This window comes from Anaerosphaera multitolerans (assembly GCF_004006535.1).
In the GTDB taxonomy this organism is placed as follows: Bacteria; Bacillota; Clostridia; order Tissierellales; family Peptoniphilaceae; genus Anaerosphaera; species Anaerosphaera multitolerans.
Genome location: NZ_RLIH01000002.1, coordinates 237,522 through 250,026, shown reverse-complemented (window position 1 = coordinate 250,026; position 12,505 = coordinate 237,522). Strand labels below are relative to the sequence as shown.

The window sequence follows — 12,505 nt, the reverse complement described above, 5'->3', positions numbered from 1 at the left end:
CTATCTTCTTACATGAACCATATTCTTGCCCTGAAATTTCAGGATTGTTAAATAGGTACTCGTTTAATGCAAAGGCTTCTTCTTTATATTTTTCAATACTCTTAATTAATTTTTCCTCTAACATTTCTACTCCTTTCTCTATATTAAAATTTTTAAAATTTAAACAAGCCAAATAAAATTAGATTAAATAATGTTTTAAATTTATATGCTAGGTGCCAAATTAATCAAATAATTGTTGTTTTCTAAATTTTTCATATTATATCAAAATTTCGTTAATCTACCGTTAATGTTTTTAATTTTTAATTTTAACAGTTAACAATCACATTACTTTAAATTTCTTAAATATTTTTCACTTATTAAAAATTTATTATATGACTTCTATCTCCTTTAATTTCAAACCTATCTCTATCAAATAATACAATTACAATAGCTTAGGTGTAGTTATGGTTTATTCACTCCTGTCATAATAATATTTATAAAACAACTCCATTTTTTAATGATTAGAAAATACCATCCCATTAAAAAAGCACTGATATAAATTTCAGTGCTTTAAAATTTATTTTAATTCTCCAACTACTCTTTCCACCCTATCTAAAAGTTCATGTTTTTCTACAAGTTCAAAGGCCTTATCCATATCAGGATAGAATATTACATCATTCTCCATATAATCAACTTTTTCTCTCATTGTATTATAAGCTTCTCTTGAACCCTTGCCCAATTTTTCTATAGAGCCAAAATCAGCTGCCTGAGCTGCACATAAAAGCTCAATACTAATTACATGTTGAGCATGGTTTAATATTGTTCTGGCTTTTCTTGCACCTATTGTACCCATACTTACGTGATCTTCCTGATTTGCAGATGTAGGTATGGAGTCCACACTTGCAGGATGGGCTAAAACTTTATTTTCAGATACCAACGCTGCAGCAACGTATTGAGGAATCATAAAACCGTCATTTACTCCTCCATTTGCAATTAGAAATGCAGGTAGGCCGTGTGAAAGTGCAGGGTTTACCATCTTTTCAATCCTTCTTTCAGATACGTTTGCAATTTCAGATACTAAAATTCCCAAAGTATCCATTGCAATTGCAATTGGCTGACCGTGGAAGTTTCCTCCTGAAATACATGCCCCATCTTCACCAGGGAAGATTAAAGGATTGTCTGTTACTGAATTAATTTCTGTCTCCACAGTCTTTTTCACATACTCAAAAGCAAGTCTTGATGCACCGTGAATTTGAGGAACACACCTTAAACTATAGCTGTCCTGCATTCTCTTTTGTCCTTGTCTTGTAACTCTACCACTTCCTTCAAGTAATCTTCTTAGATTTTCAGCAACATCAATTTGTCCTTGGTGCGGTCTTACTAAATGAACTCTTTCATCATAAGCATCTATAATTCCCTCAAGAGCATCAAAGGTCAAAGAAGTTACAATGTCAGCCTCTTTAAGTAGCTTTTCAGCATCATAGACAGCAAGAACTGCATTACCCATCATAGCCTGAGTTCCGTTAATAAGCGCCAGGCCTTCCTTAGCCTTTAGAACAATCGTATCTACTCCAGCTCTTTTCATAGCCTCTGCACCCGGAAGAACTTCATCTTTATATTCCGCTTCGCCTTCTCCCATCATCGGAAGTACCATATGGGCTAAAGGACATAAATCTCCCGAAGCACCAACAGAACCCTTTTCTCTAACTATTGGGTGTACTCCTGCATTTAGCATATTTATCATACAGTCAATAGTTCTCATTAAAACTCCTGAGTATCCCTTACACACAGCATTTGCACGAAGCAGCAACATAGCTCTTACTATTTCTGTATCAAAAGGTTCTCCTACTCCACAAGCATCTGAGTAAATTAAATTTTTCTGTAGTAGGTCCAGCTCTTCATCTGAAATAGCCGTTTCACAAAACTTACCAAATCCTGTATTAATACCGTATACAGCTTGACCTCTCTCCAATGTATCTTCAATATACTGTCTTGACTCCAAAATTGCAGCCTTTTGATTTTCATCAAGTTCAACTTTTGCACCATATCTTGCAACAGCTACTACATCTTCAATAGTCAAATCACTTCCGTTAATCTTTATTACTTTATCCATTTCAGTCACCAACCCTTTATTTCATTTAATATTGAATCAGGTATTTCTCCCTGTTCATATTCTCTAAAAACCTCTTCTATTTTATCCATAGCTTCCTTTATTTCCAAATCACTGATAATTAAAGGAGGCTGTACTCTTAAAGTATTTCCACCTAAATAAATTAAAATTAAACCCTTCTCAAAACATCTATAACAAATTTTCTTTACAAGGTTTACAGACGGTATTATTTTCTTCTCATCAAATAATTCCACTCCAATCGTTAGACCCCATCCTCTAATGTCTTTGATAATTGAAGTGTTTTTTGCTATATCATTAAATCTTTTTACTATATAACTTCCCACATCTGTAGCTCTTTTTAACAAATTTTCCTCTCTAATTACCTTTATTGTACTTAGAGCCGCAGCTGCAGTTACAGCATTACCCTGCAATGTAAAAAGTTGTCCTGGCATTGCTATAGAATCAATTACCTCTTCCCTTCCCACAACCGCACTCATTGGAAAACCTGAGGCCATAGCTTTTCCCATAACTACTAAATCAGGCACTACTTCAAAATGTTCAATACTAAACCACTTACCGGTTCTACCAAAACCTTGTTGAATTTCATCTGCTACTAATAAAATTCCATTCTCATCGCAAAATTTTCTTAAAAGTTTCATGAAAATTTTAGGTGGTGCTATAAGTCCTAAATCCCCAATAATCGGTTCTATAAAAACAGCCGCAACTTCTTCAGCAGGTATATAGTATTTAAAGTTCTCTTCAAATTCCAAAAATTTTCTTTTACTAAAGTCTTCTTCACTTTCAAAATCTTTCATTTCAGTTGACAAGGGATATTTTAAATGAAAAACTTCCGGAAGGAGAGGACCTATCTTTCGCTTCATGTTTAAGTCAATAGCACTTATAGAAATAGCACCATAAGTGGAACCATGATAAGAACCTATAAAAGAGATAATCTTACTTCTACCGGTATAGGCCCTTGCAGCTTTTATAGCCGAATCTATTGAATCGGAACCTGAAAAACCAAAGATTACTTTTTTCTTAAATTCTCCAGGAGTTATTTCTACTAGCTCCTTTGAAAGCTGTATTTGGGGTTCAGTATAAAAATAATCATTGGCGAAGTGTATATATTTATCAATCTGTTCTTTTACTGACTTAACTACTTCATCGTGATTATAACCGGTGTTTAGCACACAGGCCGAACTTATTAAATCAATATATTCTCTGCCTTCCACATCTTCAACTATTACCCCTTTTGCTCTCTTTGCCACAATAGGAAAATATGGAGCCCTGGTACATTTTGCAATATACTCTTCATCAAGGTCTATTAACAGTTGATTTGTTTTATTCATAATTTACCCTTCTATAAATTTTCAATCTTACTATTAAAATCATCAACTATATTCTGATCTTTTATAAGAGGTAAATTCGCCTCCACATTTGCACGTCCGGCATCTATGCCGACCTTTGAAAAGTCAATACCGGCTTGCAAATCAGTAATACATGCGGGATTAGATTTATCTAATAAACTCATACCAATTTCATTTACTCTTTTATTTAACATAGCGTTTGATAAAGGTACTTTTGCCGCTTCTATTCCAGCATTTTGAATAGCTTTTTTTCTCGCTTCTTTTTCCTCCTCTGTACTTTTAGGAAGCTTATAAGCATCTCTTATAAGTAAGTAAGCCTTATTGTCCTCCACACTTCCCTTAAGTAGTTTTGTCTTTAGGTCATTTAACTCTTCTAGCATATCGTCATACTCTTTATCACTATAACCATAATCTTTACTCTTGGAAAGATTTACAACCATTCCCATTAATCCACAGCCCATTGCTCCTGCAATAGCCGATGAAGAACCTCCACCTACAGTAAAGTTATTTTCATCTAAGATTAAATCAAAAATCTCTTTATAGTCCATTTAAACCTACCTTTCAATTATTATTAAATTCTTCTTTTATACTCTCTAATATATTGGAATCTTCCATTAATCTTGCCAAAAATCCCAATATTATAATTGTCCCATTCTCAATACACGGCTTTGATTTTTCTGAAATTACCAAATCGGCAAACTCCTTAGTATGAAGTGATATATCTTCATCTGTCAATGCAACATAAGGATGAAAGGCAGGACATCGATAGCTTACGTTTCCAATATCCGATGATCCATCTCCCTTTTCAATAATTTCATAATCCATCTTATAATCTTTCATTACATCGGCAATAACTTGTGTACCGCTTTCAAGATACTTCATATCTCTAAAAGGATAGCCGAAAGGTTTTATTTCCACTTTAGTCTGAGTTGCCATGGCACAACCTTCCACTGCATTTTTTACCCATGGAAATATTTCATTTTCCACATAACTTGCTGAATTTGATCTAAAAGTATACTTGCCCTTAGCTTTTTCAGGAATTATATTTGTAGCCTTTCCGCCTTCCTGAATAAATCCTTCAATAATAGTCTGTGGTTTAGCACATTTTCTAATCATGTCAAAAGCATGAATACTAAGCATTAATCCATCAAGAGCAGATCTTCCCTCCCAAGGACTTGCAGCAGCATGCGATGGCTTTCCTGTAAATTCAAACTCATAGGTCTCAAAGGCCAAGAATCTTCCATTAGGACTGTTTTTAGTTGCAAGATGCACCATTATTGCACAATCATACTTATCAAAAACACCACCATCGGCCATTGGAATTTTCATTCCCTTGTCCTCTTCATCAGGAGTACCTATTATATCAATATTAAAATCTATTAAGTCTTCATTGTCCTTTAAAATTAAAGCTGCCAAAACTGAAATAGCTGCACTTGCAGAATGACCACAAGCATGCCCTATTTCGGGAAGTGCATCATACTCAGTGAGTAGGGCAATATTTACTTTTGAATTTTCCTTTTCAACTACTTTCCCAAAAAAGGCAGTTTCAATGTCAAAAAAATTCTCCTCCGCTTTTATTCCATACTTATTTAAGACCTCTACAATCTTTTTGCATGAGCCGTATTCTTCTCCGGGAAGTTCCGGATTATTAAACAGATACTCATTTAAAGCAAAAGCTTCTTCCCTATACTTTTCAATGCTGTTAATTAATTTTTCTTCTAATTTCAAATTTATTCACCTCTACAAATAAGATTAAAAAATTACTTCTCCATTTTTAATTATACTCTCAACTTCATTTACAGCCAGTTTATAGACACAATTTTTATAGCTGTCACTGTTTACGATTTGAATATCGGCAATTTTCCCCTCTTCCAGAGAACCCACTTTATCATCAATCCTAAGAGCCTGAGCTCCTCCTAAAGTTGCGGCTCTTAACGCCTCTTTCTCTGTCATACCATGATTCCTACAGGCAAGAGCCATAGCAAATTGCATTGATTCAACCCAATTACCGGGATTTAAATTAGTTGCTATTGCTATTTTCATCCCCTCTTCAATCATCGGTCTTGGATTAAAAGGCCTTGGATGCTTTACAGAAAAATCAGTACCCGGAATTAATATTCCCACTACGTTGGAGTTAGCTAAAAGCTTAGTATCATCCAATGTTAAATAATTTAAATGACCTGCATTTGCAGCATCAATTTCAACAGCTAACTTTACCCCGCCTATGGCAGAATAACATTCAGTATGCATTGAAGGTACCATACCAAAATCCATTCCTGCAGTTAAAATTTTCTCGGCTTCTTTTGCAGTATAATATCCGTCATCAATCCATACATCTGAGAATTGGGCTAATTTTTCCTCTTTCACTATAGGCATTACTTCTTTAATCATAAAATCAATATACTTTTCTTTTCCCATTTTTTCATCATAATAATGAGCACCTAGGTAAGTTGAAAATATGGTCTGAGGTGTTTTTTCTCTAACTTTATTTAAAAGTCTAAGTTGTCTAAGTTCAACATCTTTATCTATACCGTAGCCTGACTTTATTTCCACAGTTGTCGTTCCGCTTTCCAACATTCTATTAAGTTTTATTAAGGAGGATTCTACAAGTTCTTCATCAGTGGCGTTTTTAGTGGAATATATTGAAGATGCAAGTCCTACTCTTCCCACTGTTTTCTTTACTTCCTCTGAATTCATAGTTAGAGATGCTACATATTCATCAACTCTGCTCTTCCCAAATATTAAATGAGTATGACTGTCTACATATCCCGGCATTACAACTTTATCACTGCAGTCAATCTCCCTATATTCTTCATCACCTATGTCTTGAATTATATTTTCATAATCATCTATTTTCTTAATGTTTTCATCTTCTATCAGTAATGACTTATTTTTCAATAAACCTATTAAATCCTTAGCATCTTCTCTCACTGTTAAAAGTTCTCTACAGTTTTTTAAAAGTATATAACTCATAAATCCTCCTTTGTTCTTTTACAGGAATAGTGGCCAAATAGTTCCAACTATCATAAGGGGTATATCATAAAATATAAATTGAGGCACACATGTATCCCAAATGTGGTCGTGTTGACCGTCTGCATTTAAGCCCGATGTAGGTCCCAACGTTGTATCTGAAGCAGGGGAACCGGCATCTCCAAGAGCTGCTGCCACGGCTACCATAAATACTATTGCTGCCGGCGAAAAACCAAGTTTTAACGCCAACGGCACATATATTGCCGCTATTACAGGCACTGTCCCAAAAGATGTTCCTATTCCCATTGTAATCAACAGTCCCAATAATATCATTACAAAAGATCCTGCCAGTTTAGAGCCACCAAGTACACTAAAGGCTGCTTCCACTAATGATTCAACTGCTCCCGACTCTATTATGACATTTGCATAGCCTGATGCTATTAACATTACAAAGGCAATAAAGCCCATTAGCCCTATTCCGCCATTTATTACTTCTTCAATTTCTCCCCACCTTATTACTCTTGTTATTACAAGAAAAGTAAGTGAAGCAAGAGCCCCTAACGGAAGTGAATCTGTTAGTAGCTGGACTACTAAAGCTATAATTCCGGCAACTAAAGTCAACCAATGTTTTGTTTCAACAACTATAGGCTCTCCGTTATCTAAATCATCTCCTGCTGCATGGCTCTTCACATCTTCATAATTTCTATCTCTTGAGTAATAAAGCAGTCCTAAAATCAAACCTACAAACATTGCAATTCCTGCCATCCAATTTGTCTTCCAAATTAAATCAGATTCTATTGCCAAACCCGCCGCATTTACCGAGTCTTTAATTACTCCGTGGAAAATTGCTCCATAGGCTATAGGTATAGTTATGTAAGGTGCTTTTAAACCAAATCCAAAACAAATAGCCGCCATTCGCCTATCCATTTTCATCTTATTCATTAAAGATAAAAGTGGAGGTATTAATATTGGAATAAATGCAATATGAACAGGAATTATTGTACCTGATGCCATAGATACCAATATTATAATTATACAAAGTATAAATTTATTTCCCTTTATCATTGTACCTATTTTTCTTGCAAGTATGTCTGCCGCACCGGTTTTATTTATAGTGTAGGCCAGTGCACCAAGTAGCACGTAACTTAAAGCGGTATTGGCATTCCCACCCATTCCACCAACAAAAGTTACCATTGTATCTGCAAAACCATGTCCTGCTGAAAGTCCAGCTGTTAAAGCTGCTATTATAAGTGCTGCAAATACTGGAAGTTTTAACAAACAAAGTATTGCTAATACCAATACCGATATTACTACTGGATTTAAAAGTATCATCATACCCTCCTTAAATTTTTAAGAGGAATATTTTAGTATCTTCTAAATATGATTGTTGTTTATTATTAATTAATGAATTTTTATAAAAATAACGGCCAAATAGTTCCCACAATTAAAAGGGGGATATCATAGAATATAAATTGTGGTACACAAGTATCCCAAATGTGATCGTGTTGACCGTCTGCATTTAATCCCGATGTAGGTCCCAACGTTGTATCTGAAGCAGGTGAACCGGCATCTCCAAGTGCTGCTGCCACTGTAACCATAAATACTATTGCCGCAGGTGAAAAACCAAGTTTTAATGCCAGTGGTACGTAAATAGCAGCTATTACTGGAACTGTACCAAAGGAAGTTCCTATACCCATAGTAATTAACAAACCAAGTAAGGACATAATAAAAGCACCTGCAAGCTTAGAACCGCCAAGCATACTAAATGTGGCTTCAACCAAAGCCTCTACTGCACCTGATTCTATTATTACATTTGCATAGCCCGATGCTATTAACATTACAAAGGCAATAAAACCCATTAAACCTATTCCACCGTTTATTACTTCTTCAATTTCATGCCACTTTATTACTCTTACAAGAACAAGAAATACCAACGAAGCCAAAGCTCCCAAAGGAAGAGAATCCGTTAAAAGCTGTACAACTAAAGCTATTATTCCTGCAACTAAAGTCAGCCAGTGTTTTGTCTCCACAACTATAGTTTCGCCATTATTTAATTCTTCTTCGCCCTTATTAGATTTATCTTCATACTCTCTATTTCTTGAGTAATAAAGCAGTCCTAAAATCAAACCTACAAACATTGCAATTCCCGCCATCCAATTTGTCTTCCAAATTAAATCAGATTCTATTGCAAGACCAGCCGCATTTACCGAGTCTTTAATTACTCCGTGGAAAATTGCTCCATAGGCTATAGGTATAGTTATGTAAGGTGCTTTAAGTCCAAATCCAAAACAAATCGCAGCCATTCTCCTGTCCATTTTCATCTTATTCATTAAAGATAAAAGTGGAGGTATTAATATTGGAATAAATGCAATGTGAACAGGTATTATAGTTCCCGATGCCATAGATACCAATATTATTATTAGGGCTAAAACAAATTTATTTCCTTTTACCATTGTACCTATTTTTCTTGCAAGTATATCTGCCGCACCGGTTTTATTTATAGTGTAGGCCAGTGCACCAAGTAGTACGTAACTTAAAGCGGTATTGGCATTCCCGCCCATTCCATTAATAAAAACCACCATTGTATCTGCAAAGCCATGACCTGCTGAAAGCCCAGCTGTTAAAGCTGCTATTATAAGTGCTGCAAATACAGGAAGTTTTAACAAACATAAAATTGACAATACTAAAACAGAAATTACTACAGGGTTTAAAAGTATCATATTACTCCTCCTAGATTTCATCTTTTAGATGTATTTTTAAACCTTAATATTAACCTTGTAGTAACGTTTTCTAACTATCTATCCTCTTTTCCTCTTTTACACAACATTTTCATTTTAACTAAATTTTTATTTTTTTACTTAAAAAAAGATTTTTGCAATCGGTATCACTAAAATTAGTGATATAACCACTCTTTCAAACCATATAATTACTATATCCTTAACTTTAATAGGAATATCAGTAGCTAAAATACACGGTATTGATGCTGAAAAGAACAATACCTCAGATATACAAACTACTGCTATTATAAATTTTGTTTGAATTCCCGCTGCTGTAGATATAATTGCAGGAACGTACATATCAGCAATAGTTATTGTAGATGCCTTAGCTACCAATAGTGGATCCGGAGCTCTCATAAGTGCGGTAATCGGATAGAAAATATATCCTAAAATGTCAAAAACACCGGTATATTGTGCAATTAATAAAGATATTACTCCTATAGACATCATAGTAGGCCCTATATTCAATGCCAATTTTACTCCATCTCTTAAATTTGAAACTGTATTATCCCAAACAGAATCGGAATACATTGCATTTTCAACTCCGGTATCCCAAGCTTGTACAAATAGTTCTTTTCCTTTTAACTTTTTTTGTTCCGCTTCTTCTATTTCACCTTCTGGATTAAAATAATCTTCAGGCATTCTTGAAAGCGGATACAATCTAGCTGTTATTGCTGTTGCAATAAAAGTTATTATTAAAGAAGTCCAAAAGAACATATTCCAATGTTCCATTAAATCTAAAGTACTAAGTGTAATAATCATAAAAGTCGCAGAAACAGTTGAAAATCCTGTCGCAATTATAGCTGCTTCTTTAGTGGTATATTTATTTTCTCTATAGACTCTATTAGTAACTAAAAGTGCCAGAGAATAGCTTCCTACAAAGGACGCTACAGCATCAATTGCAGATCTACCAGGTGTTTTAAAAACCGGTCTCATTATCGGCTCCATAAAAGTTCCCACACATTCCATTAATCCATAGGAAACTAAAAATGATAAGAATACAGATCCAACTGGTACAATTAAAACTACTGGTACTACTACTTTATTTAATACATAGGGTCCCATTGATTCCTGTGTAATTATTTCCGGACCAATTTTAAACATACTCATTATTACAAATACTAATCCTGCAATGTTCAATATTGAAAGTACTTTATTTAAATTGCTTTTATTCCAAGTTTTTAAAACAAAAGGCATCAAAGTTCCAAACAATACTATTATCAGTCCATAACCTTCCATAAAGTAAGGAATACGCAATATGGCTTTTACCAAATGATCAATGGGAATTGTTTTTACGTCGCCTATCTGTATTGATATAAAAAACATGAATATGCCGAAAAGACTGAATAAAATAAACTTTAATGAAGCTTTTTGCCTCTTATCCATAATTTCACATCCCATCTTTTTTTGTAAATAAGGCACAATTAAATTGTGCCTTATTTATGCATTATCTATTAACGATACATTCCTTCTGGTCCGAATGTAACCTTATCTGCTGGTTGCCACCATAGTGGTACTTTAATGGAATCAGTAGTATATTTACCTTTTCCATTAGCTACGTCCTTAGCAGTTTGATATCCGGCTTGTGCATGACGGATAACTCCAATACCGGAGTCAGTAGTAAGTGTTACAGCCAATCTTCTGTCCGCTTCTTCAGTTCCGTCTGCTATCATAGTAACTCCGGTGTGAACTGCTTCACCCATTGAGTAGTTTGCTTGAATAGCTATTAAATCACATCCTCCTGCACAGTCAAGAAGTGCATTTAGGTATGGCCAGTCAGAAATATAATCGCCGCCATCTGGCATATCCTCAGACTCAAATGTAGGGTTAACTATTGAACCGGAGTCTAAGTTATCTCTTGAAAAGGCAACTGTACCCTTAATTCTTCCCTCTCTGATAGCTTGGTTAATTGCAAGTCCAAATTTCTTTCTTTCACCAAAGCCCATATAGCAAACTCTTGCCGGCATACCTTCAATTGGAAGATTCTTTCTAGCAAGTTTAATCCATCTTTCAACTAGATTGTCGCCCTTACAAACTTCAAGAGCTATATCATCAGATACTTTCAGGTCTTCAGGATCTCTTGATAGACATGTCCATCTGAAAGGTCCACGGCCTTCACAGAATAAAGGTCTAATATATTCTGCAACAAAACCTCTTATCTTCATTGCTTCTTCTCTTGGGAAGCCTGCATCCATACATTCTTTTCTAATGCTTGTACCATATTCAAATACTTCAACGCCGTCTGCTTTTAATGCAATCATTGCAGCAAGTTGTCTCTTCATAGTTTCTCTTGCAATTTCCAAATACTTAGCTCTATCATCAATTCTCAATTGATCTGCTTCTTCCGGTGTATAGCCTGAAGGTATATAGGAAATAGGGTCGTGACATGGACACATTTCTGAGCAGATGTCAGGTCTGAAGTCACTTGCAAGTACTTCTTCATAAATATCTGCAGCATTTCCAACAATACCTATTGAAATAGGATCGTTTTTCTCAACGTGTTCTTTTGCAATTTTAACTGCCTCTTCAAGAGAATCTGCAATCATATCCAAGTAGTCTTTTTCAATTCTCTTTTGAAGTATTTTCTCATTTGCATCAACAACTATACATACTCCGCCATGCATCTTCATAGCCCAAGTTTGGTTAGCACCCATTCCACCTGCTCCGGCAGTTAGGTATATTTTTCCTGTCAGGTCATCATTGTATTTTTTCATAGCAATTGCAGAAAGTGTTTCAAATGTTCCCTCAATTACACCTTGTGTTCCTATGTATTCCCATGGAGCTGCTGTGTACTGAGCAAATATAGTCAAGTTCTTATCTTGTAAATCATAGAATCTTTCCCAAGTAGCTTGCATAATATTAGTAGTAGCCATAACTACACATGGTGCTTCTTTATGAGTTTTGAAAATTGCAACAGGCATTCCTGATTGAACTACTAATGTTTCATCATCTTCAAGGTTTTTAAGTGCATCTACTATCGCCCAATAGGATTCCCAGTTTCTTGCACACTTACCGTTACCTCCATAAATTACTAGAAGCTCAGGAATTTCAGCGTTTTCCATATTAAATTCAAGCATCCTTAAGATAGTTTCTTGACGCCAACCCTTACATCTTAAAGTATCTGTGTCCTTTAAACCTCCGCCTTGTGCCTTTACTTCATATAGAATTTCAGGATTTTCTCTGTAATAAAGTCCCATTTCTCCATTCATAATTAAAATCTCCTTTCATAAACCAAATTGATACTAAATATTTTAATGAGTTTTTCTTTTATAATACTTCCCCACTAATTAAATTCATTATAT

General features: G+C 34.9%; 9 protein-coding genes. All 9 read right to left on the bottom strand.

Going from position 1 to position 12,505, the window contains the following annotated elements:
- Positions 1 to 556 precede the first annotated feature (556 nt).
- The 9 genes from hutH to EF514_RS02440 all read right to left on the bottom strand — a co-directional run bounded on the left by hutH (position 557) and on the right by EF514_RS02440 (position 12,412).
- Complete coding sequence (gene hutH / locus EF514_RS02480; RefSeq protein WP_127723483.1) at positions 557 to 2,092, bottom strand: histidine ammonia-lyase; 1,536 nt, start codon at positions 2,090 to 2,092, stop codon at positions 557 to 559.
- 5 nt (positions 2,093 to 2,097) lie between these two features.
- Positions 2,098 to 3,438: an aminotransferase class III-fold pyridoxal phosphate-dependent enzyme gene (locus tag EF514_RS02475; protein WP_127723481.1), complete on the bottom strand. Its 1,341-nt coding sequence runs from the start codon at positions 3,436 to 3,438 to the stop codon at positions 2,098 to 2,100.
- Between the two features lie 11 nt (positions 3,439 to 3,449).
- Positions 3,450 to 4,004, bottom strand: coding sequence for a cyclodeaminase/cyclohydrolase family protein (locus EF514_RS02470; RefSeq protein ID WP_127723479.1), 555 nt, complete (start codon positions 4,002 to 4,004; stop codon positions 3,450 to 3,452).
- A 13-nt stretch (positions 4,005 to 4,017) separates the two neighbouring features.
- A complete protein-coding gene (locus EF514_RS02465; RefSeq protein WP_127723477.1) occupies positions 4,018 to 5,184 on the bottom strand; it encodes an amidohydrolase in 1,167 nt (388 codons plus the stop codon).
- 24 nt (positions 5,185 to 5,208) lie between these two features.
- Positions 5,209 to 6,429 (bottom strand): imidazolonepropionase, encoded by a 1,221-nt coding sequence (gene hutI, locus EF514_RS02460; RefSeq protein ID WP_127723475.1) that lies wholly within the window; start codon positions 6,427 to 6,429, stop codon positions 5,209 to 5,211.
- Positions 6,430 to 6,447: 18 nt separating this feature from the next.
- A complete protein-coding gene (locus EF514_RS02455) occupies positions 6,448 to 7,758 on the bottom strand; it encodes a Na+/H+ antiporter family protein (protein WP_127723473.1) in 1,311 nt (436 codons plus the stop codon).
- Positions 7,759 to 7,838: 80 nt separating this feature from the next.
- A complete protein-coding gene (locus EF514_RS02450; protein ID WP_127723471.1) occupies positions 7,839 to 9,146 on the bottom strand; it encodes a Na+/H+ antiporter family protein in 1,308 nt (435 codons plus the stop codon).
- 138 nt (positions 9,147 to 9,284) lie between these two features.
- Complete coding sequence (locus EF514_RS02445) at positions 9,285 to 10,589, bottom strand: YjiH family protein (protein ID WP_127723469.1); 1,305 nt, start codon at positions 10,587 to 10,589, stop codon at positions 9,285 to 9,287.
- 68 nt (positions 10,590 to 10,657) lie between these two features.
- Positions 10,658 to 12,412, bottom strand: a complete 1,755-nt coding sequence (locus tag EF514_RS02440; protein WP_127723467.1) for a urocanate hydratase — start codon at positions 12,410 to 12,412, stop codon at positions 10,658 to 10,660.
- Positions 12,413 to 12,505: the final 93 nt, after the last annotated feature.

Excerpts from the sequence above, each read along its gene's own strand:
- EF514_RS02475 (WP_127723481.1), bottom strand. The coding sequence starts at position 3,438 with ATGAATAAAACAAATCAACTGTTAATAGACCTTGATGAAGAGTATATT.
- EF514_RS02455 (WP_127723473.1), bottom strand. The coding sequence starts at position 7,758 with ATGATACTTTTAAATCCAGTAGTAATATCGGTATTGGTATTAGCAATA.
- hutI (WP_127723475.1), bottom strand. The coding sequence starts at position 6,429 with ATGAGTTATATACTTTTAAAAAACTGTAGAGAACTTTTAACAGTGAGA.
- hutH (WP_127723483.1), bottom strand. The coding sequence starts at position 2,092 with ATGGATAAAGTAATAAAGATTAACGGAAGTGATTTGACTATTGAAGAT.
- EF514_RS02450 (WP_127723471.1), bottom strand. The coding sequence starts at position 9,146 with ATGATACTTTTAAACCCTGTAGTAATTTCTGTTTTAGTATTGTCAATT.
- EF514_RS02470 (WP_127723479.1), bottom strand. The coding sequence starts at position 4,004 with ATGGACTATAAAGAGATTTTTGATTTAATCTTAGATGAAAATAACTTT.
- EF514_RS02440 (WP_127723467.1), bottom strand. The coding sequence starts at position 12,412 with ATGAATGGAGAAATGGGACTTTATTACAGAGAAAATCCTGAAATTCTA.
- EF514_RS02445 (WP_127723469.1), bottom strand. The coding sequence starts at position 10,589 with ATGGATAAGAGGCAAAAAGCTTCATTAAAGTTTATTTTATTCAGTCTT.